Source organism: Amycolatopsis sp. GM8, from assembly GCF_021653975.1.
Classification (GTDB): Bacteria; Actinomycetota; Actinomycetes; order Mycobacteriales; family Pseudonocardiaceae; genus Amycolatopsis_E.
The window spans coordinates 121,660-144,225 of record NZ_JAJKFK010000003.1 but is presented as its reverse complement, the minus strand read 5'-3'; the positions used below and the strand labels follow the sequence as shown (position 1 = coordinate 144,225).

General features: G+C 70.5%; 20 protein-coding genes. 8 read left to right on the top strand and 12 right to left on the bottom strand.

Annotated elements, in window-relative coordinates; all coding sequences use genetic code 11:
* Nucleotides 1–14: 14 nt before the first annotated feature.
* Together LOZ83_RS13840 and LOZ83_RS13835 are read left to right on the top strand one after the other, a co-directional pair.
* Nucleotides 15–1,346 carry an MFS transporter gene (locus LOZ83_RS13840; RefSeq protein WP_236790934.1) on the top strand — a complete coding sequence of 444 codons (1,332 nt, stop codon included), beginning with the start codon at nt 15–17 and terminating at the stop codon, nt 1,344–1,346.
* Nucleotides 1,343–1,885, top strand: coding sequence for a cysteine hydrolase family protein (locus LOZ83_RS13835; protein WP_236790933.1), 543 nt, complete (start codon nt 1,343–1,345; stop codon nt 1,883–1,885). The genes LOZ83_RS13840 and LOZ83_RS13835 overlap by 4 nt, the downstream gene beginning before the upstream one ends.
* 4 nt (nt 1,886–1,889) lie before the next feature.
* On the opposite strand, the gene LOZ83_RS13830 is transcribed toward LOZ83_RS13835, so the two are convergent.
* Together LOZ83_RS13830 and LOZ83_RS13825 are read right to left on the bottom strand one after the other, a co-directional pair.
* Nucleotides 1,890–5,351 (bottom strand): indolepyruvate ferredoxin oxidoreductase family protein, encoded by a 3,462-nt coding sequence (locus LOZ83_RS13830; protein ID WP_236790932.1) that lies wholly within the window; start codon nt 5,349–5,351, stop codon nt 1,890–1,892.
* Between the two features lie 36 nt (nt 5,352–5,387).
* Nucleotides 5,388–6,467: a Glu/Leu/Phe/Val dehydrogenase dimerization domain-containing protein gene (locus tag LOZ83_RS13825; protein ID WP_308190213.1), complete on the bottom strand. Its 1,080-nt coding sequence runs from the start codon at nt 6,465–6,467 to the stop codon at nt 5,388–5,390.
* A 157-nt stretch (nt 6,468–6,624) separates the two neighbouring features.
* On the opposite strand from LOZ83_RS13825, the gene LOZ83_RS13820 reads away from it, so the two are divergent.
* Nucleotides 6,625–7,128 (top strand): Lrp/AsnC family transcriptional regulator, encoded by a 504-nt coding sequence (locus LOZ83_RS13820; RefSeq protein WP_236790931.1) that lies wholly within the window; start codon nt 6,625–6,627, stop codon nt 7,126–7,128.
* Between the two features lie 4 nt (nt 7,129–7,132).
* Here the strand turns inward: LOZ83_RS13820 and LOZ83_RS13815 are convergent, their stop codons facing one another.
* The 5 genes from LOZ83_RS13815 to LOZ83_RS13795 all read right to left on the bottom strand — a co-directional run bounded on the left by LOZ83_RS13815 (nt 7,133) and on the right by LOZ83_RS13795 (nt 13,736).
* Nucleotides 7,133–8,545, bottom strand: coding sequence for a DUF2252 domain-containing protein (locus LOZ83_RS13815; RefSeq protein ID WP_236790930.1), 1,413 nt, complete (start codon nt 8,543–8,545; stop codon nt 7,133–7,135).
* Nucleotides 8,542–11,205, bottom strand: coding sequence for an HAD-IC family P-type ATPase (locus LOZ83_RS13810; RefSeq protein ID WP_236790929.1), 2,664 nt, complete (start codon nt 11,203–11,205; stop codon nt 8,542–8,544). Before LOZ83_RS13810 ends, LOZ83_RS13815 begins: the two co-directional genes overlap by 4 nt.
* 21 nt (nt 11,206–11,226) lie before the next feature.
* A complete protein-coding gene (locus LOZ83_RS13805; RefSeq protein ID WP_236790928.1) occupies nt 11,227–12,186 on the bottom strand; it encodes a polyphosphate kinase 2 family protein in 960 nt (319 codons plus the stop codon).
* A 41-nt stretch (nt 12,187–12,227) separates the two neighbouring features.
* Entirely contained in the window at nt 12,228–12,581 is a 354-nt protein-coding gene (locus tag LOZ83_RS13800) for a carboxymuconolactone decarboxylase family protein (protein WP_236790927.1), read from the bottom strand.
* A gap of 66 nt (nt 12,582–12,647) precedes the next feature.
* Nucleotides 12,648–13,736 carry an AI-2E family transporter gene (locus LOZ83_RS13795; protein WP_236790926.1) on the bottom strand — a complete coding sequence of 363 codons (1,089 nt, stop codon included), beginning with the start codon at nt 13,734–13,736 and terminating at the stop codon, nt 12,648–12,650.
* A gap of 178 nt (nt 13,737–13,914) precedes the next feature.
* On the opposite strand from LOZ83_RS13795, the gene LOZ83_RS13790 reads away from it, so the two are divergent.
* The 4 genes from LOZ83_RS13790 to LOZ83_RS13775 are packed head-to-tail and all read left to right on the top strand — an operon-like array spanning nt 13,915 to nt 15,873.
* On the top strand, nt 13,915–14,310 hold the full coding sequence (locus tag LOZ83_RS13790; protein ID WP_236790925.1) for a hypothetical protein: 396 nt from the start codon (nt 13,915–13,917) through the stop codon (nt 14,308–14,310).
* A complete protein-coding gene (locus LOZ83_RS13785; protein WP_236790924.1) occupies nt 14,307–14,786 on the top strand; it encodes a DUF308 domain-containing protein in 480 nt (159 codons plus the stop codon). The genes LOZ83_RS13790 and LOZ83_RS13785 overlap by 4 nt, the downstream gene beginning before the upstream one ends.
* Entirely contained in the window at nt 14,783–15,637 is an 855-nt protein-coding gene (locus LOZ83_RS13780; RefSeq protein ID WP_236790923.1) for a YhjD/YihY/BrkB family envelope integrity protein, read from the top strand. Before LOZ83_RS13785 ends, LOZ83_RS13780 begins: the two co-directional genes overlap by 4 nt.
* On the top strand, nt 15,634–15,873 hold the full coding sequence (locus LOZ83_RS13775; RefSeq protein ID WP_236790922.1) for a LapA family protein: 240 nt from the start codon (nt 15,634–15,636) through the stop codon (nt 15,871–15,873). The genes LOZ83_RS13780 and LOZ83_RS13775 overlap by 4 nt, the downstream gene beginning before the upstream one ends.
* Before the next feature lie 5 nt (nt 15,874–15,878).
* Here LOZ83_RS13775 and LOZ83_RS13770 read toward each other — a convergent pair whose 3' ends face one another.
* From LOZ83_RS13770 to LOZ83_RS13755, 4 genes are all read right to left on the bottom strand, one after another.
* On the bottom strand, nt 15,879–17,702 hold the full coding sequence (locus LOZ83_RS13770; protein WP_236790921.1) for a glycoside hydrolase family 15 protein: 1,824 nt from the start codon (nt 17,700–17,702) through the stop codon (nt 15,879–15,881).
* 127 nt (nt 17,703–17,829) lie between these two features.
* Entirely contained in the window at nt 17,830–18,405 is a 576-nt protein-coding gene (locus LOZ83_RS13765) for a potassium channel family protein (RefSeq protein ID WP_236790920.1), read from the bottom strand.
* A 12-nt stretch (nt 18,406–18,417) separates the two neighbouring features.
* A complete protein-coding gene (locus tag LOZ83_RS13760; protein ID WP_236790919.1) occupies nt 18,418–18,831 on the bottom strand; it encodes an SHOCT domain-containing protein in 414 nt (137 codons plus the stop codon).
* A 27-nt stretch (nt 18,832–18,858) separates the two neighbouring features.
* Complete coding sequence (locus LOZ83_RS13755; protein ID WP_236790918.1) at nt 18,859–19,293, bottom strand: archease; 435 nt, start codon at nt 19,291–19,293, stop codon at nt 18,859–18,861.
* A gap of 115 nt (nt 19,294–19,408) precedes the next feature.
* Here LOZ83_RS13755 and LOZ83_RS13750 point away from each other — a divergent pair, with 115 nt between their 5' ends.
* On the top strand, nt 19,409–19,993 hold the full coding sequence (locus tag LOZ83_RS13750; protein ID WP_236790917.1) for an HdeD family acid-resistance protein: 585 nt from the start codon (nt 19,409–19,411) through the stop codon (nt 19,991–19,993).
* 9 nt (nt 19,994–20,002) lie between these two features.
* Here the strand turns inward: LOZ83_RS13750 and LOZ83_RS40395 are convergent, their stop codons facing one another.
* Nucleotides 20,003–22,555 (bottom strand): LuxR C-terminal-related transcriptional regulator, encoded by a 2,553-nt coding sequence (locus LOZ83_RS40395; protein WP_236790916.1) that lies wholly within the window; start codon nt 22,553–22,555, stop codon nt 20,003–20,005.
* Between the last annotated feature and the right edge of the window lie 11 nt (nt 22,556–22,566).

Here is a 22,566-nt window from a genome sequence, read left to right as displayed (position 1 = left end):
GAAAGGACAGCGTCATGAGCTCCACTCTCGGCACCACACCGGGCACCGTGCCCGGCCGCACCTGGCGCAAGATCGGCACCCGGATCATCCCGCTGATCGGCGTCGCCTACGTGATGAGCTACATCGACCGGGCCAACCTCGGCTACGTCGCCGCGCCGATGTCGCGCGACCTGCATCTCGACAGCGGGCAGGTCGGCCTGGCCGCGGGCCTGTTCTTCGCCGGCTACATCATCATCGAGGTGCCCAGCAACCTCGCGCTGCGGCGGTTCGGGGCACGCAAGTGGATCACCCGGATCATGCTCACCTGGGGCCTGGTCACCGGCGCCACCGCCGCCGTCAACTCGGCCGGCACGCTCTATCTCGCGCGGCTGCTGCTCGGGTTCGCCGAGGCGGGCCTGGCCGCCGGGATCCTGCTCTATCTGACCTACTGGTTCCCCCGCCGCCAGCGGCAGTGGGCGCTGACGGCGTTCTTCCTGATGATCCCGGTGTCCTCGATCGTCGGCTCCCCGCTGGCGGCCGCACTGCTCACGTGGAGCCAGAGCCTGTTCGGGATCGCCGGCTGGCGCTCGCTGTTCCTCGTCGAAGGCGGGCTGACGGTCGTGATCGGGATCCTGATCTTCGTGTTCCTGCCCGACCGGCCGGGCGAGGCGCGCTGGCTCGGCGACGAGGAAAAGGCCGCGCTGGAGCGGACACTGGCCGCGGAGGCGGCGGAACAGCGTGGCCACGGTGCGCTCACCGGGATTCGCCAGGCGCTGACCAGCGGCCGGGTGTGGGCGCTCGCGGTGTGCTTCTTCGCGATCGTGTTCGGCCTCTACCCGCTGGCGTTCTTCCTGCCGACCATGATCACCTCGATCACGCACGGCATCGGTGGCGCGGCCGACGTCAGCAGTGTCCTGCTGTCGGCGATTCCGTACGTCGTGGCAGCGCTCGCGATGCTCGTCTGGTCGCGGTTCGCGGGCCGGTGGACGGCGGTGGTCGCCACCGGCGTCCCGATGGCCGTGGGCGCGGCCGGGCTGCTGCTGGCCACCTTCGCCGCCAGCGGACTCGTGTTCATCCTGGCCGTCTGCCTCAGCGTGGCCGGGATCTACACCGCGATGCCGCAGTTCTGGCGGATCCCGGCGATCGGCCTGACCGGGACAGCGGCCGCGTCCGGGATCGCCCTGATCAACTCGGTCAGCAACCTGAGCGGTTTCGTCGGCCCGTACTTCACCGGCGCGATCAGGACCGCCACCGGCAGCTTCACCTATGCGCTGCTGGCGATCGCGGTCATCATGGTGGCCGGGATCGTCGTCCTGCTGACGGCGGGCCGGCGGATGGAACGCCTCGACGGGAAACTGGGTTCATGACAACCGCACTCATCGTCGGCGATATCCAGCGGGGCATCACGAGCCGGTACGAGTTCGCGCGGCAGGTCGTCGCACCCCTGACCGAACTGCTGCCCCGGGCGCGCGCCACTGGGGCGCTCGTCGTGTTCGTGCACACCGCTTTCCGGGTGAACCGGGCGGACCTGCCGCCCGCCAATCCGGTGTTCGCGGGCTTTTTCGAAGCGGGGGATGGCTTTCACGAGGGCTCGCCCGGGGTCGAACTGGACCTGCCGGCGCACGATGACGACGTGGTCGTGCTCAAACGCCGGACGAGCGCCTTCGCCGGGACGGACCTGGACCTCGTGCTCCGGGCGCGTGGCGTCGACTCGGTGGCCGTCACCGGCGTGGCGACGAGCGCGATGGTGGCCGCGACCTGTTATGACGCCGCCGATCGCGGCTACGGAGTCTCGGTCCTCGCCGACTGCTGCGCCGATGGCGACCCCACGGTGCACGACTTCCTTGTGGAGAAGGTCTTCCCGAGCCGCGCGTTCGAGATCCGATCCAGCGCGAACTGGCCATGACCGGTCATCCCAGCGGTCCGACGTCGATGCCTTCGGCGGCAAGGCTTTCGCGGTACGCGGCGACATTGGCGAGCTTGACACCTTCGTAGCCGCGGACGGTGTCGGGCAGGCTCGCGATCCGGACGGCGCGGTCGTAGCCGTCGGGGGAGAGGCCCTCGGTGAGGCCGGTGACGACCTCGCGATAGTGCGCGAGCAGGGCACGCTCGACCCGCCGGACGTGGGCGTAGCCGAACACGTCGAACGGGGTCCCGCGCAGCCCCTTCAACGTGGCCAGCATGCGCAGCGCCCGGTGGGATCGAGGGCCGAAGGCCACCTTCTTCTTCCGTCCCAATGCGCGGAGAATCGGCGGGTGGAGCTGGAAGGTCACCCGGCCGCTACCGGGGACCTCGGCCGTGGCCGCGTCGGCGAAACCGGGGGCGGTGAGCAGTCGGGCGACCTCGTACTCGTCCTTGTAGGCCGTGAGTTTGTGGAGGTAGCGCGCGACAGCCTCGCTGAAGCGGGTCTCCGAGGTGACCGCGCGCTCGGCGTCCCACACGCGCTGCACGAACCGGATGTAGTTCTCGGCCGTCGGCATGTTCTGGAACCCGACGAGTTCGGAAGCCCGAAGCTCCACGAGACGGCGGACCTCGCCGTCGAGGGTGGACCCGGCCAAGGCCGGCAGCGGGATGACCTTCTTCGCCCGTTCCCGTGGTGCGACCGCGGCCGCGAAGGCATCCGGTGCCGCGACCGCGGCCCGGCCCCAGCGGAACGCCGCGACATTGGCGGACACGGCGACCCCGTTGATGCCGATCGCCTCCTCGATGGCGTCGGCCGGAATCCGCAACGCGCCGCTCTGGTACGCGGCGCCGACGACGAGGAAGTTGGCGCCCGCGTTGTTCCCGAACAGCGTCTGCGCGGCGGCGAGGGCATCGAGTGTGTGCAGTTCGGCGGTGACGGATGCCAGGCGCTCGACGAGTTCCTCCGCCGCCGGATAGGCGACGGCCGGGTCGTACACCATGTCGCCCGTCGGTGTCTCGCTGGTCGAGGCGATGGCGACGGTCGTTGTAGGACTGGCGTACGCCAGGTTCCGCGGCTCGGCGGCGGTCAGCAGGTCGAACGCGAGGACGCAGTCCGAAGCGCCCGGCGAGACCCGGTTCGAGGGTTCGAGATCCTTGGCGGAGAAGCGAAGGTGACCGGTGACCGGGCCGGCCTTCTGGCTCAGCCCGGTCTGGTCGAGGGTCTCGACGTCGTAGCCGGCCAGCAGGGTGGCGGTCGCGAGCACCTGGTTGACGGTGACGATCCCGGTGCCGCCGATACCGGCGAGGAACACGTCCTGGGTCTCGGACGGCCCAGCCGACGCGGGAGCCGGGACCTTCGGCGGTTCGGGGATCTCGTGACGGGCCCGCTGGGCGCCGGGGTCGATCTCGACGGTGACGAAGGACGGGCAATCGCCGTCGAGGCAGCTGTAGTCGGTGTTGCAGGAGGTCTGGTCGATCCGGGTCTTGCGGCCGAACTCGGTGTCCACCGGCTGGACCGACAAGCAGTTGCTCTTCCTGCCGCAGTCGCCGCAGCCCTCGCAGACGGCTTCGTTGATCACGACCCTGGTCGGGCGCGCCGGCAGCGTTCCACGCTTGCGTTGCCGCCGGGCGTCGGCGGCGCAGTGCTGGTCGTAGATGAGGACGGTGACCCCGGGAGTGTCGCGCAGCCGGCGCTGCGCCTCGTCGAGCCGGTCCCGGTGCCACAGCAGCGTGCCCTTGGCGAGCTTGCGGCGCCGGTGCCGGCCCGGCTCGTCGGCGCAGATGATGATCTGGCCGACGCCCTCACTGGTGAGCTTGTGGGTCAGCGCCTCGACGCCCAGCGCCCCCTCGGCGTCCTGGGCGCCGGTCATCGCGACGACTTCGTTGTAGAGCAGCTTGTAGGTGATGTTGACCCCGGCGGCGACGCACGCCTGCACGGCGAGCTGACCGGAGTGGAAGTACGTGCCGTCACCCACGTTCTGGAAGATGTGGGGGACATCGGTGAACGGCGCCTGGCCGATCCACTGTGTCCCTTCGCCGCCCATCTGCGTGATCCCGATGACCGACGAGGCTTCCCGTGCTTCGAGCGTCACCATGGTGTGGCAGCCGATGCCGCCCCCGCCGAGGGAACCTTCGGGGAGCACGGTCGACCTGTTGTGTGGGCATCCGCTGCAGAAATAGGGCGCGCGTGACGTGCTCAACAGGGGGAGCGGGATCGGGCCGGACGCCGGGGCGGCCAGCGGAAGCCGGTCGCCGAGGACCCGGCGCAGTGGCCCCGCCAATCGCCCAGGGGTCAGTTCGCCGTCATGCGGCACGAGCGGCCGGCCGTGGGCGTCCTTCTTGCCGAGGACGCGGGGTGTGTGGGCGGTCCCGTAGAGCGCGTCCCGGACGTTGGTCTCCAGGAACGCGGTCTTGTCCTCCACCACGAGGATTTCCTCGAGTCCCGCGGCGAATTCCACGACGGCGGCCGGATCCACGGGATGGATCAGGCCCATCCGCATGACCCGGACGCCGGACGGCGCGAGCTGGACGTCATCGACACCGAGGTCGACGAGGCTCTGGCGCAGCGCGTCATAGGTGCTACCGGAGGCGATCAGCCCGACGGTCGCCGCGGGCGGATCGACCTCGACCGGATTGAGGTCGTTGGCCGCCGCGTAGGCCAGGACGGTGGCGGTGCGCGGGCCGTACAAATCCGCCTCCGCCGACTGGATGTGGCCCGGGGCGAGGTCGACGACGCGCTGCCGGTAGGTCCAGGGCCGTCCTTCCCACACGGTCTCGGGAGTCGTGGTCCGGACGCGGGAAACGGTGTCGTCCACGGCCCACGCGCCGTCCGCCACATCGGCGACGATCTTCAGCGCGACCACACAGCCCGACGCCCGGGACATCGCGATCCCGTGCAGGCCCAGGGTGACGATCTCGGCCGCGGTGCGCGGGAACAGCACCGGGATACCGAGCGCCGCCAGGGACCGTTCGCTCACCGCGGGAACCGTGGACGACTTGCTGCCCGGGTCGTCGCCGACGAGCAGCAGCGCACCGCCGTTCGGGTTGGTGCCGAACAGGTTCGCGTGCCGTAACGCGTCGGTGGCCCGGTCCAGACCAGGCCCCTTGCCGTACCAGATACCGACGACGCCGTCGTAGCGCGAGGTACCGGCGGGCAGGTCCGTCTGAGAACCCCAGACCGAGGTGGCCGCGAGTTCCTCGTTGAGGCCGGGCACGAAGGTCACGTCGTTCGCGGCGAGGGTGTCGGGCATCCCGTCGAGCAACCGGTCCACACCCGCCAGCGGACTGCCCTGGTATCCCGACACGAAGCAGGCCGTCCGCCGTCCGTTCCGGCGGTCCAGCTCGTGCTGCTCGACGAGCAACCGGGCGATCGCCTGGATACCGGTCAGCAGCACGGGCGGGGCACCGGCGCGGTACCGGTCGTTCAGGTCGTACGCGGTGGCCGCGTGGTCCCGCAGAGTGTCAGTCATTGCCGTCTTCCTGTTCCGGGTGCGGCGAACGGATGGTCAGCGCGCTGCCCGCGCGAGGCGTTGCCGGGCCATCGCGTCGGCCACCGCGGCGGTGGTGACACCGGTCTGCCCGGCCTGCACGATGACGTCGGTGACGGAGGTGCTGATCGCTTCGATGTCCGCCCGGACGTCCTGTGGTGACTTGCCGAGCCGTTCGCCGTTGGCCTGGATGAGCCCGCCCGCGTTGGCAATGTAGTCGGGAACCCACACCACGCCGCGGTCGGCCAGGGTCGCCGCGACGGTCCGGTCCTGCAGCTGGTTGTTCGCGGCGCCGCAGACCACGGACGCCCGCAGAGCGTTCGCCGAAGCGGGTGTGAGCGTGCTCCCCAATGCGCACGGGGCGTAGACGTCGATCGGGTCCTCGATGACCGCCGAGGAGACCCGCACGCTGTCATAAGCGGCGCGGATACGCTGCAGCGCTCCGTCCGCCGGGTCGGTGACGACGACCTGCGCACCGGCAGCGGTGAGCAGGCCGATGAGGTGATACCCGACCTTGCCCGCACCTTCCACCCCGACCGTCCGCCCGGCCAGCCCGGTGGTACCCCACTGCACGGCGGCGGCCGCCCGCATCGCCTGGAACACGCCATACGCGGTGGACCAGCCGGTGTCGCCGGACCCGCCGGCCTGCTCGGTGCGGCCGACCACATGCCGCGTCGCCGTGCCGACTTCGTCCATGTCCTCGGCCGTCGTTCCCAGGTCGGCCGCGGTGATGTAGCGGCCGGCGAGCGAGTCGACGAACCTGCCGTAGGCGTGCAACAGCTCCGGCGTCTTGCGCACCAGCGGATCGCCGATGATCACGCACTTCCCGCCGCCCAGCGGCAATCCGACGGCGGCCGCCTTGTAGGTCATGCCCTCCGACAGCCGGAGCACGTCGGCGAGCGCGGCCTGCTCGGACCGGTACGGATAGAAACGGGTGCCACCCAGGGCCGGGCCCAGCCCGGTGTGGTGGATCCCGATGATCGCGCGCAGCCCCGACCGCTCGTCCTGGCAGAAGATCACTTGCTCGTGCGTCGTGCCCAGGGCGGCCTGGCGATCGAAGACGCCGGCGTCGGCGTCGAGGACGGTCTGCGCGGTCACGAGGACTCCTCCAGCGGTCGAGGGTGGCGTGTCCCACAGGCGTGGGTCACACTGCTGAGGTAACTCTCGATACGCGGGAAGAATCGGTCAACATGTCCGTCCAGAACTATGCAGAGTGCCAAGATGACGCGCGTCTCGGGCCGAAGGAGTGACCGATATGACAACATTCGACCGGCTCGACGCGGAGATCATCGGACGGCTCGAGCGCAACGGGCGGATCGGTGTCGCCCAGCTGGCGAGCGACCTCGGAGTCAGCCGCAACACGATCCAGGCGCGGATGACCAGGCTGGAGGAATCCGGTGTGCTGCGCGGTTTCCGGCCGGAACTGGACCTGTCCGCGATCGGCCTGCCGGTTCAGGCGCACATCAGCCTGGAAGTCGATCAGCGCATGCTGAGCGAGACCATCGAACGGCTCCACGACGTGCCGGAGGTCCTCGAAGCGCGCACCCAGGCCGGCCGGGAGGACCTCGTGGTCCTCGTGGCCGCCCACTCGGTCGGCGACATCCAGCGGATCGCCCTGGACCTGGTGAACGTCGCCGGGGTCAAACACACCGACACGACGCTGATCATCAACACGGTCATCCCTTACCGCGTATGGCCGCTGCTGGACCGGCACACCTCGACCAAGGGCTGGGGCCGCTCCACCCCGCCGCCACGGTGACGACCTAGATGCCCTCAACCGCTTGGAGGCGGCCGGAGGCGATCGCGGCGGAGAAGGCGCGGTAGTCGTGTTCGGTCTGGTCGGCGTAGGCCCGGGAGAACGTGCCGATCGCCTTGTCGAAGGCGTCGCTGGTGCCGAGGTAGGCCGCGATGGCGACCGGGTCACCGGACCGGGCGTGCGCGCGGGCCAGTGTCCAGCCGCAGATCCGCGCGTACAGCGACATCCCGAACGGCACCATGTTCTCGATGATCGCCGAGCCCTTCATGTCGCGCAGCTGGCGCCAGTAGTAGTGCCGGTTGACGTCGAGGCCGGTGGTCCAGCCGAGGAAGATGTCGCTCGCGGCCTGCATCATCCGCTGGCCCCGCACGACGCGCTCGCCGTGCCGCGGGTAGCGGCTGGGCGGCAGGTGGTCCTCCAGTACCGAGGCCATCGCCTCCTTGATCTGCAGGAACAGCGGGTCGTCGGCGTCGCGCCCCTGCAGCAGCACGATGAACGCGCGGGTGCCGACGCTGCCGACGCCCACCACCTTCCGTGCGGTGTCGACGATCCGGAACCGGTCCAGCAGCTGGCGCCGGTCGTCGGGCAGGGTTTCGCGGTAGGCCTTGAACTGCTCGTTCACCACGGCGGTCACCGTCTCCGGGCCGAACCCGTAGAGCGCCTTCAGTTCCCGCTCCGGGACGATCAGCGGCGGCTTGCTGACGATCCGGTAGCGCCCGTCGACGAGTTCGCCGAGCTTCGCCAGCGCCTGCGTGCTGTCCCGCGTGCGGGCCTTCGCGGCCGTCTTCGTCGCGGTCTTTTCCGCGGCCTTGAACTCTTTCCGGACCTTCTTGTCCTTTGTGGACTCCTCGCCCTCGACCGCGTTCCGCAGTTCGGACTCGTCGAGCCGGGCGTACCAGACGTCCATCGTGCGCATCCGCGCGAACTCGGCCATCGCCTCCCGGTACGCCGCGGCGGACTCGACGGCCACCGCGAGCGCGTCGGCGTGGCTGAACTCGTTGTTCCGCCCCGCGATCAGGAAGCTCGCCGCCATCCGCTTCACGTCGTACTCGAACGGGCCCGGCAGGGTCTCGTCGAAGTCGTTGAGGTCGAACAGAAGTGTCCGCTCGGGTGAGGCGAACAGGCCGAAGTTCGACAGGTGCGCGTCCCCGCACAGCTGCGCGTCCAGCCCGGACACCGGGGTGCCCGCGAGATCGGACGCCATGATCTTCGCCGTCCCGCGGTAGAAGGTGAAGGGGGACACCAGCATCCGCCCGTGCCGCACCGGAACCAGGTCCGGTTCGCGGGTGGCGTCCTGTGCCTCCAGCAGCGACACCGGGTCCGGCCGGTCCGGGGGTGCTTCCCAGATTCCGTGTGCTGCCAGCGGAGTCGCGTTGGCAGCCGCCCGCCCGCGGGCGAGGCGCTCGTCCAGTTGTGTCATGATCGCTCCCTGGCGACGAACTTGCCGAATTCCCACACCACGAGCAGCGCCACGGCCGGCACCACCGCCCAGCCGAACTGCAGCGCGGTGAGATGTGTCGTGCCGAGCAGGCGCTGGAACGCGTCCATCTGGGTCACCAGCACGGCGAGCACGAACTCCCCGAACAGCGCCCAGTTCATCTGCCTGCTGTCGAAGGTGCTCGTGGTCAGTACCGTCGCGGTCTCGCTCCGGCACTCCAGCGCGGCGACGATGAGGCACAGTGCGAACGAGGTGAACGCGATCGAGTTCGCGACCCGCGGATCGCCGAACCGCGCCTGCCCCAAGGCCAGCAGCCCGAGCAGGGCGGCGGCGATGGCGAGCCCGGCCAGGCCGACGGTCACCAGCACACCGGTGGTGAGCACCGACTGCCCGCGCGGCCGCGGCACCCGCGCCATCAGCCCGGGGCTCTCCCGGTCGAACCCGAGCGCGAACCCGAACGCCGCGTTGACGATGAAGTGGATCCACAGCACCTGCGCCGGGTTGAACGGCTCGCCCGCCGCGATGCCGAACACCGCCGCGCCGAGGAAGGTCAGCACGAACACGACGAGCAGGATGAGCACGAACCGGATGTACTTCGTGAGGTTGTCGTAGATCTTGCGGCCCTGCTCGACGGCGAACACGATGGTGGCGAAGTTGTCGTCGGACAGGATCATCCGGCCGGCGTTCTTGGCGACCTCGGTCCCGCTGCCCATCGCGATGCCGATGTCCGCGGCCTTGATGGCCGGGGCGTCGTTGACGCCGTCACCGGTCATCGCGACGACCTGCCCCTTCTGCTTCAGGGTTTCGGCGAGCAGGACCTTGTGCTCGGGCGCCACCCGGCCGAGCACGCCGATGCCGTCGACCCGGGCCAGACGCTCGTTTTCGGGCAGTGCGGCGAAATCCGTGCCGAGCACGGCTTCGCCGGAGATCCCGAGCTGCCGGGCGATCGCCGCGCCGGTGATCACGTCGTCCCCGGTGATCATGCGCACCCGGATGTGGGCGGCGTGCGCCGCGGCCACCGCGTCGCGTGAGGAGGCGCGCGGCGGGTCGACCATGCCGACCATGCTCGTCATCGTCAGCCCGGTGACATACCGCAGCAGGTCGCCGTCGGCGTCGAACTGGGCCGGGTCCAGGTCGCGGATCGCCGCGGCCATCACCCGCCGTCCGGCGGTCTCCATGCGTTCCAGATGTTCCCGTGCGCCGGCCGGCACGGACGCGGTGCGCGAGAGCACCGCCGGCGCGGCGCCCTTGACGAAGCACCGGACGACCGGGCGGCCCGCACTGTCCACTGTGGAGTTGAACGTCGCCATCAGTTTGTAGGACGGGTCGAACGGGAGGGTGGCCAGCCGGGGGCACGCCGCGCGCGTCGCGTCGATGTCGAGCCCCGCCTTGTGCCCGAGCACCAGCAGCGCCCCCTCGGTGGGATCGCCCACCACGTGACCGTTCTCGATCTTGGCGTCGTTCGCCACGAGATAGGGCAGGATCGCGTGCTCGATCGTCGGCTCGCGACCCGCCGTGTGCCGCACCGTGCCTTCGAGTTCGTACCCGCTGCCGGACACGGTGTACCGGTCGGTCGCGTCCACCACCTCGACCGCGGTCATCTGGTTCATCGTCAGCGTGCCGGTCTTGTCGGAATTGATGGCCGAGGTGAACCCCAGCGTCTCGACCGACGGCAGGTCCTTGACGATCGCGTGGCGCTTGGCCAGATCGACCCCGCCGAGCGACAGGATCGTCTGCGTCACCGTCGGCAGCGCCTCCGGGATCGCCGCGATGGCAAGGGAAACCGCGCTGACGAACAACGCGTCCCAGGCCTGGCCCCGGTTGTGCCCGAGTACGAACATCACGATCATGGTGAGCCCGGCCGCGGCGGCGATCCACAGCGTCAGCCGGTCGAGCTCGCGGGTTAGCGGGGACTGCTCGCGCGCGGTCTCCGACAGCATTCCGGAGATCTTCCCCAGCTCCGTGGCAGCGCCGGTCGCGGTCACCACGAGGACGCCGCTGCCGTGGGTGACCGGGGTGTTCATGAACGCCATGTCGGTCTGGTCGCCGGGCCCGAGCCCGGGCTGCGGCAGCGCGTCGCTGTCCTTGGCCGCCGGGACGCTTTCGCCCGTCAGCGAGGACTCGTCGATCTGCAGCGCGCTCGCCTCGAGGATCCGCCCGTCCGCGGGCACCTGGTCACCCGCGCTCAGGAGCACGATGTCGCCGACGACGAGTTGCTCGGCGGGCACGACCGACTCGGTCCCGCCGCGCCGGACCCGCGCCGTCGCCTTCATCATCGACTTGAGCGCGTTCATCGCGCTTTCCGCCTTGCCCTCCTGGCGAAGCCCGACGACGGCGTTGAGCACGGTCAGGCACACCAGCAGGATCGCGGTGGTCCACTGGCCGATCAGCAGCGACACGATGGCGGCGGCGAGCAGGATGAGCTGCATGTAACTGCGGTACTGGGCGAGAAAACGCCGCCAGGCCGGGCTCGGCCGCTCCTCCGGGAGCGCGTTGGGACCGTTCGCGCTGAGCAGTTCGGCCGCGGCCGCCGGCGACAGGCCGGCGGCCGGGTCGACGCCGAGGGCGCGCGTGGTCTCCGCCGGTGTCCGCGAGTACCACGTCCCGGCGTGCACGGCCCGCCGTTCGGCCTGCTCGGTCATGCTGCGCCTCCGATCTGCCGGCTAGCCCGCCCGCTTGTGCGCCGCGATCTTCTTCTCGTAGGGATCGGCGGCGGCGCCCTTGGGTGCTTCCTTTTCGAGGCGTTTGCGGACGTCGAGCAGGTCCGCCCGGGCCTCCGCGCTGACCGTCGGGTACTGCGGGTCGATGTCGATCAGGGTGTGCACCATGATCGCCGCGGCGCAGATCCGGGCGAACCACTTGCGGTCGGCCGGGATCACGTACCACGGCGCCCACGACGTACTGGTCCCTGAGAGCATCTCCGAGAACGCGACCTGGTAGTCGTCCCAGTATTCGCGTTCGCGGACGTCGGCGGCGGAGAACTTCCAGTTGCGGTCGGGCACGTCGATCCGTTTGAGGAACCGGATCCGCTGTTCCTCCTTGGACAGGTTGAGGAACAGCTTCACGACGTGGAACCCGTTGTCGGTCAGGTACCGCTCCCAGTCGTTGATCTCGCGGTAGCGCCGCTCCCACACGTCCTTGCCCTTGGCCTCCGGCGGCAGCTTCTGCCGGACGAGGTGTTCGGGATGCACGCGCACCACGAGCACCTCCTCGTAGTGGGAGCGGTTGAAGATGCCGATCTCGCCGCGTTCGGGCAGCCGGCAGGCGTAGCGCCACAGGTAGTCGTGGTCGAGCTCCTCGGTGGAGGGCACCTTGAAGTTGTGCACCTGCACGCCCTGCGGATTGACCCCGCTCATCACGTGCCGGATCGTGCCGTCCTTACCGCCGGCGTCGAGCGCCTGCAGGCACATCAGCACTCCGTGTGAGTTCTGCGCGGCGAGGCGGCGCTGGTACTCGGCGAGCAAGCTGATCCCGGTCCGCAGCAGCTCCCGGCCATCCTTCTTCTTCAGGAAGTCGGCCTTGTAGCGGGGGTCGAAATCCTTGCCCAGCTTGACTTTCGCCCCCGGCCGCACCCGCAGCGGCGCGATGAACTCCGCGATCCGCTTCGCCGTCACCTCGTTCATCGCCGGCCCCTTCCTCACCCGCATCGGACAACCTGACGATGTTAGGTCGCTTCGACGGCGCTCGCCATCTCGAGCGCGCGCAACAGGTTGCCCGCCGCGGCGGAAACCCGCGCGCTGCCGACGACCGGAGCGATGGCGACGAGCACGTCCTGCGCCTGTTCGAGCGTCAGATCCGTGCCCTGCCCGAGCGCCAGGGTCATCAGGTACGACACCGGCGCGGCGTCCATCGCGACGAGCGCGGCGAGGCGGACCAGGACGTAGGTGTCCGGGTCCAGTTCGGAACGTTCCATCGAGTCGAGGTTCATCTCGACGAGGCTCTCCAATACGGGCGCCTCGCCGCGGGCGAGCCCGTTCAGTGGTGAGCCTGCCGCCTGCTGTTCGGTCGGGGTCGTCATCGTGCTTCTCCTTCGGTAGCCGGACGCGAACGGCCCCACCGTCGCCACGCCGTGCCCGGCGGGACATCACCCGCGCCGGGCGAACGGCGCTCCCGTGCGCCGCGGTCGCCGGTCCGGGGCGCCGATGAACGCATTGGCCCAGCGCGCCCGTGGGTCGACGTCCACCAGCAGCGCCTTGACCAGCAAGGTCGCCGGAATGGCGAGGATCGCGCCGAGCGGGCCCAATAGCCACGCCCAGAACACCAATGCCACGAACGTCGCGAGAGCGGACAATCCGACCGCGTCGCCGACGAACCGCGGCTGGATGAGCGACTGCAGCACGAAGTTCAGCACCCCGTAGACCGCGATCACGAGCAGGAGCTCCTTCGGCCCGCCGATCAGCAGCGCCAGCAGTGCGGGCGGGGCGACGCCGATGATGAAGCCGATGTTCGGGATGTAGTTCGTGACGAACGACAGCAGTCCCCAGGTGACGGCGAGCGGGATACCGATGATCGCGAGCGCGACCGCGTCGAGCACCGCCACGATGAGCCCGAACACGGTGGTCACCACGAGATAGCGGCGGGTGCCGCGGACGAACGTGCGCAACGCGGCGCCGATCGCCGGGCGCTCCGCCGCGACGTCGGCGATCCGCTGTGCCACGCGGCCGTAGTCGGCGCTGAGGAACAACAACAACGCGAGCAGGAAGACCACACTGGACACGGCACTGGCCACCGCACCGAGCAGTTGCGTCAGTGCCGTGGTCAGCTTGCCGTAGTCCAGCGAGCCGGCGACGGCCTGGATCTGGTCGTGTCCCACGCCGAGGCGGCCCAGCGCCGAGGTCATCGAACCGGCGGTCTCGTTCGCCTTGGCCGCGTATTGGGGGAGCAGTTCGGCGAGCCGGGCCACCGACAGGAAGATCCCGAACGAGAGCACCAGCAGCACGCCGTAGACGAGGACCACCAGGACCACGGTGGTCAGCCAGCCGGGCCAGCCCTTGCGCCGCAACCAGTTCTGCACCGGCGACACGGCGATCACGATGACCAGCGCCAGCAGCGTCGGCGCGATCAGCCAGGCGACGAGGCGGATGCCGGCCACGACCACCACCGTCGCGGCGACGCCGAGCAGGACGGCGAGCCCGCGCGGCAGCCCGGCGGGAGACTGCCGGTGAGTCCTCATCCCGCGAAGCTAACGACGCCCCGGCCGGCCAGGCTCACCTGCGACGGGCGAGTCACCATGGCCGGTTCCGGGCCACGGCCGGTCGTCGCACCGTGACCATCGTCGTGGATAGCCGTTCGCCTGCTCCTCACCCGGCGGAGGCGAAGAGCGGGGACCGCCCGGCGGTGAGAGTGAACGCATGACCGAGCGGCTTGCGACGGAAAAGGGCACCGGCTGGGTGGCGTTCGCCGGCGTGGTCGCCGTGCTGATCGGCGTGTTCAACGCCGTCGTCGGCACGGTGGCCCTGCTGGAGGGCAGCTACTACGTGAGCACCCGGCAGGGCCCGCTGCTGTTCGACCTGACGGTCTGGGGCTGGCTGCACATCGGGGCCGGCCTGCTCATCGGCGCCGCCGGGCTGGCGCTGTTCTTCGGCGCGGGCTGGGCGCGGGTGGTGATCGTGCTGCTCGCGGGGTTCAACGCGCTGGCCCAGCTCGCGTTCGTGTCCGCGGCCCCGGTGTGGGGCACCCTCGTGATCGCCCTCGACGTGCTGGTGATCTGGGCGGTGATGACGCACGGGAACGAGCCGGCGTCATGAGCGGCTCACCGGGCGATGCCGCGATCCGGTTCGTGACCGGCCTTTCGGTGTTCCTGTTCGGCGTCGCGACCGCGCCGTGGGTCGCCGGGGCCGCCGTGCTCGCGCTGGCGACCGCGGCGACGGAACGCTGGCGGCCCAGCCGGGTAATGACCGTCGTGCCGTTCGCGGCCGCGATCGCCGCGTTGTGCCGGCCGTCGGTCACGCTCACCGTGCTGGAGCTGGCCGTGCCGTGGCTGCTGATGGCGGCCGGTGCGGTCCACCTCGTGCTGGCGCCGCGGCAGGCGGAGACGGGGGACCGGTGGTGGGGCCTCGCGGTGCTGGTGGGCCTCGCCGAGATCGACTTCGGCTCGTGGGCCCTCGGCGATTCCGCTCGCGCCGGCGCCGCCGTGGTGTTCTGGACGGCCGCGCTGCTGATGTCCCAGGCGGTCACCCAGATCGTGAGCATGGCGTCGGCGCCCTTGCGGGCAGTGAGATGATCGACGTGCGGGCGACCCTGCGCCGGTGCCAGGCCGGGATCGACGCCGGCGCGGCACGCTATCCGCCGGTCGCCGTGCTGGTCGAAATGGCGCGACGGGACCGGGCGATCTCCGGCCGCCTGCTCGCCGCGGCATTGGCGTTCCGGATCTTCGTGTGGCTACTGCCGTGCACCCTCCTCGTCGTCGCCGTGCTGGGGTTCATCGCCAAGGAAGCGGCCTTGCCGGATCTCGCCGAGCGGGCGCGATTGAGCCCGCTGACCCGCAGCCTGCTCGAACAGATCGGCGGGCAGGCCCAGCAGGGCCGGTACGTCGTGGGTGGCGTCGGCCTCGTTTCGCTGGCGTTCGCGAGTACCGCCCTCGGCCGGACCCTGGACGGTGTGCGCGGGCGGGCGATTCCCGGCCTGCCGCCCGGCAGTCGCCGGGCGGGCGTGGCACGAGCCGCGCGCTATGCCGGGATCCTGCTGACGATCGCGCTGACGGGCTTCCTCGGCCCGCTGATCCAGTCGGCGACGGACATCCCCACCGTCGTCGTCTCGGTGGTCACATTGGGGATCTTCATCGCACTGGGCATCGCTTTGCTGCGCACCGACCCGCTCACCCCGCGACGGGATCTCGTGCCCGGCGCGGTCCTGTTCGCGCTCGGGCTCGAAGTGCTGCGCCTGGTCGCCGCCTACTTCCTGCCGGCCAAGCTGACCCGCGCCTCCGAACTGTACGGCGCGCTCGGGGTCGCCGCGGCACTGCTGGTGTGGCTCACCCTGATGGCCCGGCTCGTCGTCCTCGGTCACCTGCTCAACGCGGTCCTGGTGGACCGCCACCACACGGCCGTCCCCTCCAGATTGGAATCGTCATGACCGAACCCGCACCGAAGACCGCCAAGAAGACGGCCAAGCGGACCAAGGTTCCCGCCAAGCTCATCGTGGCACTCGTCGTGCTGGCGATCGCGATCGTCTTCATCCTGCAGAACCGCCAGGTCACCAACATCTATCTGCTGACCGCGACCCTCTCCAGTCCGTTGTGGACGGCGCTGACGGGTGTGTTCGTGCTGGGCGGGATCGTCGGTTTCCTGTTGCGGCGCGGGCGATCCTGACCGGCTCAGCCCCCGTCCATGGCCCGGTCCAGCGCGACCGCCGCGTCGACCAGCGCCAGGTGGGTGAAGGCCTGCGGGAAGTTGCCGATCTGTTCCCCGGTCAGCGCGATCTCTTCGGAGTAGAGCCCGAGGTGGTTGGCGTAGGTGAGCATCTTCGCGAACGTCTGGCGCGCCTGCGCGAGCCGGCCCGCGCTGGCCAGTGCTTCGACGTAGTTGAAGGTGCACAGCGAGAACGTGCCTTCCGCGCCCCGCAACCCGTCCGGTGAGGCGGCCGGGTCGTACCGGTACATCAGGCTGTCGGTGACCAGCTCCTCGTCCATCGCGTCCAAAGTGGACAACCATTGCGGGTCCCGGCCCCCGATGAACCCGACCTTCGGCATCCGCAGCAACGCCGAGTCGAGCACGTCGGCCTGCTCGTGCTGGACGAACGCGTGCCGGCCCGGATGCCAGCCGCGGTCGAGGATCTGCCGGTAGATCCGGTCGCGCTCGCGCATCCAGCGCTCGACCGCCGCGGGCCGGCCGTGTTCGGCCGCGACCCGCAGCCCCCGGTCCAGCGCCACCCACGACATGAGGCGCCCGTAGGTGAACTGCCGGCGCCCGCCGCGGGTCTCCCAGATGCCCTCTTCCGGGCGTTGCCAGTTGGCGGCGACCCAGTCGAGCACGTCGGACACCGCCGCCCAGCCCTGGTGCGGTATCGCGAGCCCGGCCCGGTCCGCGGCGAAGAGGCTGTCCATCAGTTCCCCGTAGATGTCCAGCTGCAGCTGGCCCGCCGCGTCGTTGCCGACCCGCACCGGGTGTGAGCCGCGATAGCCCGACCAGTGCGGCAGTGGCTCCTCCTTGAGGTCCGCGGTGCCGTCGACGCGGTACATGATGTTCAGCGGCCCGGACGCGCCGTCCGCGGCCTCGCGGACCCGGTCGCCCACCCAGCGCCCGAACTGCTCGGCCTCCGCCACGAAGCCGAGCCCGAGCAGCGCGCCGACCGAGAACGACGCGTCCCGGATCCAGGTGTAGCGGTAGTCCCAGTTCCGCTCGCCACCGATCTGCTCGGGCAGCCCCATGGTCGGCGCCGCGACGATCCCGCCGGTGGGCGCGTAGGTCAGCAGCTTCAGGGTGATCGCGGACCGTTCGACCGCTTCCCGCCAGCGCCCCCGGTAGGTCGAGCCGGCGAGCCAGGTCCGCCAGAAGGCGATCGTATCGTCGAACAGCGCGTACACCTCGGCGGGCCGGATCTCCCGGGGCGGTCCGTCCGGATCGGACTCGAGCACGAGCCCGCGCACCTGCCCGGCGCTCAGTTCGACCGAGCCGCGCAGGTCCCCGTCGTGGATTTCGAACTCGCCCAGCCGCTCGTCTTCCGGGTCGCGAACCGCGTGCAGGGCGAGCGTCAGCCCGCCCGCGGCGAAGACGGCGCCGCCGCCGGTCACCTCCGTCCGATGCGCGAGGCGGCCGTAATCGAAGCGCGGCGCCACCTCGACGTCGAACCGGATGCGGCCCCGGGCGCATCTGAGCATCCGCACCAGCTGGTGCCGGGTCGTCTCGGTGGCACCGGCCAGTGGCATGAAGTCGACGACCTCGCCGACGCCGGCCGGGGTGAAGAACCGGGTGATCAATGCCGCGGAATCCGGGTAGTACATCTGCCGGGTCGTGACGCCCTCCCCGGCGGCGCGAATCCGGAAGTGCCCGCCACGGGCGTCGTCGAGCAGTGCGCCGAACACGCTCGGCGAATCGAATCGCGGGCAGCAGAACCAGTCGACGGATCCGCCGGTGGTGATCAGGGCCGCCGTCTGCAGGTCTCCGATCAGCCCGTGATCGGCGATCGCGGTCTCCATCACTGGTCCGCCTCCCCGGAATTCTCTCTCTTGGTCACGTTGTGCAAGGACGGTCCTGTTTGATCACGTACTTGTGCCCGGTTTGCGTCACGTTCCCCTGAGGTGCGGTCGGGCAGGGCTCGGCCTGATCTCACTTCTTCCTCCTGTTCAACGGCTTTCTCTGTCCGTTGTGGACTGATGACGGGTGGGCGTGCGGATGTTCACGGCCCCGCTGCACCGCCAGCACGATCACGCGCAGCACGAGCCCCACCACCAGCAGGTCGCCGATCATCTGCACGGTCACGAGGATCCGCGCCGCGGTGGTGACCGGCGTGATGTCACCGAAGCCGACGGTGGCGAACACCGTGACCACGAAGTAGAGCGAGTCCGTGCGCGAGAGCGTCGTGCTGAAGGTGCCCGGTGTGGCGCGCTCCAGGGCGTAATAGGTGTAGGCGAACGCGAGCAGGAACAGCGGGACCAGCAGGGCGAGCGCCTCCACCCCCTGCAGCGTCGGATAGGGGGCGCGCAGGATCGCCCGCACCTGCCACACCACCATCGCCGCGACCACGCCGAGCCCGCCGATCAGCAGCACCAGCGCACCACCGGGGCGGGCGGCCGCGGGAAGCACGTAGTAGGCGACGACGAGCACCACGACCGTGGTCAGCGGCCGCACCACACCCAGCAGCACGAACCGTCGCCGTCGCAGTGTTGCGTCGCGGCTGGCCATCGTGCGACGCGGTCATCGCGCCAGGGCGCGCGACTTCAGTGCCTGGTACTCGCCTTCGCTGATCGCTCCGTCGTCGAGCAGCTTCTTCGCCCTGGCGATCTCGCCCGCGGCACCGTCACCGCTGTCGGACGCCACGGACCGGACGTAGTCGTCGAACTGGGATTGCGCGGCCTCCGCCTGCGCCTGCTTGCGCGCGCCCATGTGCTTGCCCTCGGCGACGAGGTAGATGAGCACGCCGATGAACGGCAGCACGAGGACGAGCACGGTCCAGCCCGCCTTGCCCCAGCCGGAGATGTCCGAGCGCCGGAAGAGATCGCCGAAGATGACGATCAGGAGCCAGAACCAGATGACCCAGCCGAAGAAGACGAGCATCGTCCAGACCAGATTCAGGAAGGGATAGTTCGAGGTCGATTGCGCCAGCACCATGGTTTTCTCCTTGCCGGGCTTCGTTTTTCACATGTCGATCCGGACCGCGCAGCGCCAGCCGCCCGGCACCGCCTCGCAGCGCGGACGCCGCTGCGAGACAGCTTTCGGCAGGGCACCGGTGGGCAGGATCGAGCCGATGTCGGCCACGTCGCAGCGCAGCCGCAGCCCGGCCGGGTCCGGTACCGCTTCGATCGCCAGTGGGATCTCGTTCCGCTTGCGCATCCCCGCGATGACCGTCTCCATCGCGTGCACGAGGAGTTCCTCGTCCGTGGGGCCGCGCACGAGGAAGGTGGACAGCGACGTGGCCGGGAAGATCCGGGCCCGCACAAGGCTTCCGCACAATGCCTGCACGGCCTCGGCGATGCACGACTCCTTCGTCTTCGCCCAGGCGACGATGTGCAGGTCCGCGCTGTGGCCGGCACGGCGGGTGGCCGGCGGCGGGGACTTGGTCGGTGCGCTCACGGCGCCAGTGTTGGCCCGCGTGCGGGACGCCGGTACCACCTCTCGCGGGTGATTCGGGCGTGTGCGCCGCCGCGCGACCGTGGGTTCTTCCGCTGCACAGCGTGGAGGAGGGGCCATGACGGACAGCCCAATGCGGCGCGAGACGGCGCCGGTCACCGGATGGGCTGGCGGGCTCATCGGGTTCGGCACGGTCACCACGATCATCGGGGTCATCGTGCTGGTCTGGCCGGACGCCACGCTGAACGTGATCGCCGTGACGTTCGGTGTCTTCGCCGTGCTGGCCGGGCTGTTCCATCTCGGGGCGGCACTCGCCCCCGGCCACCAGGACGGCAGGCGGCGCCTGCTGCTGGCCCTGTTCGGCGTCATCTCGCTGATCAGCGGGATCGTGTTCCTCCGCCACCTGGCGGGCACCCTGACCCTGCTGATCCTCCTGCTGGGCCTGTTCTGGGTCGTCGACGGCGTGCTCGGCACCATCCGCGCGCTCACCTCGCCCGAGCGGCCGGGGCGCGGCTGGTCCATCACGGTCGGGATGCTGTCCGCCGCGGCCGGCATCGTCCTGCTGGTGTGGCCGGCGCCCAGCCTGCGCGTGCTGGTGTGGGTGCTGGGGCTCGAACTCGTCGTGGTCGGCGTGGTCACGTTCGGCGCGGGGATTCACCTGCGCAGGCGGGCGGCGGCACCCGCGCGTGCCGCGTTCACCTGAGAACGGCGCTCAGTTCAGCCCGCGCTCGCGTGCGGCGACCACCGCGGCCCGCCTGCTGTTGACCCCGAGCTTCGCGTAGATCGCCCGGACATGGGTCTTCACCGTGTTGATCGAGATGCTGAGATCGGACGCGACCTCGTCGAGCGGATCCGGTGAGGTCAGCCGGATCAGCACCGCCCGCTCGCGGCCGGTGAGCATCTCGTCCGCCCGCCTGCCGTCGAACGTGACCAGCCTGCGGCGGACCTGCGAGGCGAACGCGTCGCAGTCCGCGAACCCGCCGATCTGATCGGCGAGCAGGCTGCGGACCGACGGCTCGGCGTAGCCGAACGGCCGGATCAGCCCGCCCGGCCTGGCCAGCGCGAGCGCGGCGGCGAGCGCCTCACGTCCCTGTGTGCGCCGCCCGGTCGCGAGCGCCACCGCGGCCTCGATCAGCCGTACTTCGACGTTCGTCACCGACACCGCCGGCGGTATGTGGGTGTCCGAGAATGCCCGCACAATGGCGAGCGCCTCGGCGTACTCGCCGCCCGCGAGCCGGGCCCGTGCGGCCATCAATCGCAGCTCGGGAGTGTCGCCCAGGCGCAGGCCCGCCCAGGTCGCGACCTCCGCGGCGAGCGGGAACTGACCCAGCGACAGCGCGCATTGGTGTTCCAGCAAGGCCGCCGTCGCGATCAGCCACGGCATCACCGGCTGGTCGCCCAGTTCGTGCCGGGCGGCGTGCAGCCGGGCGAGGCTCGCGGCCGGATCGCCCCGGTCGAACAATGCGGTCCCCGCCACCATCCTGGCCGTGAAGCGGAGACCGGCCGGGGCGTCGTTTCCGATGCGCCGCACCGATTCCGTCGCGCCCACGGGATCCAATCGCGCGAGCCGGGCCATCCCGAGCATGGCGTGCCCGGCGGCGAGGAACGGCGAGTGCCGCCAGCCGCCCTCGTTCGCCAGCTCCATCGCCCCGGTGCAGATCCGTTCCATGGCAGGCAGATCGTGCCCCGCGGCGGCGAACGCCAGCGCGAGCCTGGTGTGCAGCAACAGGAAGTCCAGCCCCTCGAACCGGCACACCTCCTGCGCGCGCTCGAGCTCGGCCACACCCTCGGCGTGCCGGCCGGCGAACGTCAGCGAGACACCCCGGTCCAGTGCCGTCCAGGCGACGAGCCATGGCACGTCGTCGGGCGGCTCGGCGAACTCGCTCGCGGGAGCCAGCGCTCCCCGTCCCGACGCCAGCGCCTGTGCCGAGTGCACCAGGCGGCGCACCTGGGCGAGTACGGGCTCCGGCCGGTCCGGCCAGATCCCGCCGCAGCGCGCCAGATCCCGTTCGCTGGTAACGAGATCGCCTTTTTCCAGATGTGCCAGTGCCGAGAACAGCAGGAGCCAGGGATCCCGGGAGACGATCTCGCCGCCCGCCGCCGACAGCCCGTCGAGGACCAGCTGGGGCTCGCCGAGCACGAGCAGCTCGATCGCCTTGTCGTGCAGGAACTCCGCCACCGCGGCGCCGTCCCCGGTGAGCCGCGCGTACCGGAGCGCCTCCGTCGGCTGCCCTTCGGCGGCGAACCACCGCGCGAGGAACCGGTGGAGCCCGTGCACCAGCTGGGGATCGGTGCGGCGCAGATCCGCGTTCAGGTACGAGCGCAGCAGGGGATGGATGCGGTACCACCGCCGGTCCTCGCCGAACGCCGCGACGAGCGAGCTCTCGCGTTCGAGCTCGGCCAGCACATCGCCCGCCTTGCTGTCCCCGGCGAGCGCGCCGGCGAGCTCCGCCGTGACGGTCTCGCAGACGCTGAGCAACCGCAGCAGCCGCCGGCCCTGCGGGGGCAGGTCCGGCAGCACCTCGCCGGCCAGGAAGTCGGTGATCGTCCGGTCGTTGCTGAGGTATTCCTCGATGACGCCGCCCGGGTCGGGGATCCGGTACAGCGACCGGGCGGCCAGCCGCAGCCCGGCGATCCAGCCCTCGGTGAGCTCGGCGAGATTGTGCACCTGCTCGTCGGTCAGCTCGACCCCGGCGGTGCGCAGGACCGCCGGCACCTCGCTGGGCAGGAAGCGCAGTTCGGCGCTGCGCAGTTCGGCGAGCCGGCCCGCCACGCGCAGTCGTGCGAGTGGCAGCAACGGGTCCGTCCGCGCCGCGAGCACGATGTGCAGGTTGCGGGGCTGATGCCGGATGAGCGCGGCGAGCACGTCCGTCGCCTGCCCGCCGAGCAGCTCCTGCACGTCGTCGAGGATGAGGAACAGCCGGTCGGGCAAGGCGTCGATGGTGTCGATCAGCGCGGCCAGCAGCGTCTCCGCGTCGTCGCCGGCGGACGGGGCCATGGCGCGCGCGCCGGTGTGCTCGCGGATCGCGTACAGCAGCGTGGCGAGGAACCGGTCGGCGCCCTGGTCGCCGCTGTCCACGGCGACCCAGGCCTTGTCGGCGGTGCCGGTCGCCGCGATCCAGTCGGCCAGCAGCAGGGTCTTGCCGTACCCGGCCGGCGCGCTCAGGAGCATGACGTCCGTCGACTCCACGCCGCGGATGAGGCGGTCCAGCAGCCCGGGGCGCGCGACGTAGTACTGAGGCAGGCATGGCGGTACGAGTTTCACGCGCGGTATCC

What these genes read in the sequence shown, in the direction of transcription:
- LOZ83_RS13840 (WP_236790934.1), top strand. Translation starts at nt 15, where the DNA reads ATGAGCTCCACTCTCGGCACCACACCGGGCACCGTGCCCGGCCGCACC.
- LOZ83_RS13835 (WP_236790933.1), top strand. Translation starts at nt 1,343, where the DNA reads ATGACAACCGCACTCATCGTCGGCGATATCCAGCGGGGCATCACGAGC.
- LOZ83_RS13830 (WP_236790932.1), bottom strand. Translation starts at nt 5,351, where the DNA reads ATGACTGACACTCTGCGGGACCACGCGGCCACCGCGTACGACCTGAAC.
- LOZ83_RS13820 (WP_236790931.1), top strand. Translation starts at nt 6,625, where the DNA reads ATGACAACATTCGACCGGCTCGACGCGGAGATCATCGGACGGCTCGAG.
- LOZ83_RS13815 (WP_236790930.1), bottom strand. Translation starts at nt 8,545, where the DNA reads ATGACACAACTGGACGAGCGCCTCGCCCGCGGGCGGGCGGCTGCCAAC.
- LOZ83_RS13810 (WP_236790929.1), bottom strand. Translation starts at nt 11,205, where the DNA reads ATGACCGAGCAGGCCGAACGGCGGGCCGTGCACGCCGGGACGTGGTAC.
- LOZ83_RS13805 (WP_236790928.1), bottom strand. Translation starts at nt 12,186, where the DNA reads ATGAACGAGGTGACGGCGAAGCGGATCGCGGAGTTCATCGCGCCGCTG.
- LOZ83_RS13800 (WP_236790927.1), bottom strand. Translation starts at nt 12,581, where the DNA reads ATGACGACCCCGACCGAACAGCAGGCGGCAGGCTCACCACTGAACGGG.
- LOZ83_RS13795 (WP_236790926.1), bottom strand. Translation starts at nt 13,736, where the DNA reads ATGAGGACTCACCGGCAGTCTCCCGCCGGGCTGCCGCGCGGGCTCGCC.
- LOZ83_RS13790 (WP_236790925.1), top strand. Translation starts at nt 13,915, where the DNA reads ATGACCGAGCGGCTTGCGACGGAAAAGGGCACCGGCTGGGTGGCGTTC.
- LOZ83_RS13785 (WP_236790924.1), top strand. Translation starts at nt 14,307, where the DNA reads ATGAGCGGCTCACCGGGCGATGCCGCGATCCGGTTCGTGACCGGCCTT.
- LOZ83_RS13780 (WP_236790923.1), top strand. Translation starts at nt 14,783, where the DNA reads ATGATCGACGTGCGGGCGACCCTGCGCCGGTGCCAGGCCGGGATCGAC.
- LOZ83_RS13775 (WP_236790922.1), top strand. Translation starts at nt 15,634, where the DNA reads ATGACCGAACCCGCACCGAAGACCGCCAAGAAGACGGCCAAGCGGACC.
- LOZ83_RS13765 (WP_236790920.1), bottom strand. Translation starts at nt 18,405, where the DNA reads ATGGCCAGCCGCGACGCAACACTGCGACGGCGACGGTTCGTGCTGCTG.
- LOZ83_RS13760 (WP_236790919.1), bottom strand. Translation starts at nt 18,831, where the DNA reads ATGGTGCTGGCGCAATCGACCTCGAACTATCCCTTCCTGAATCTGGTC.
- LOZ83_RS13750 (WP_236790917.1), top strand. Translation starts at nt 19,409, where the DNA reads ATGACGGACAGCCCAATGCGGCGCGAGACGGCGCCGGTCACCGGATGG.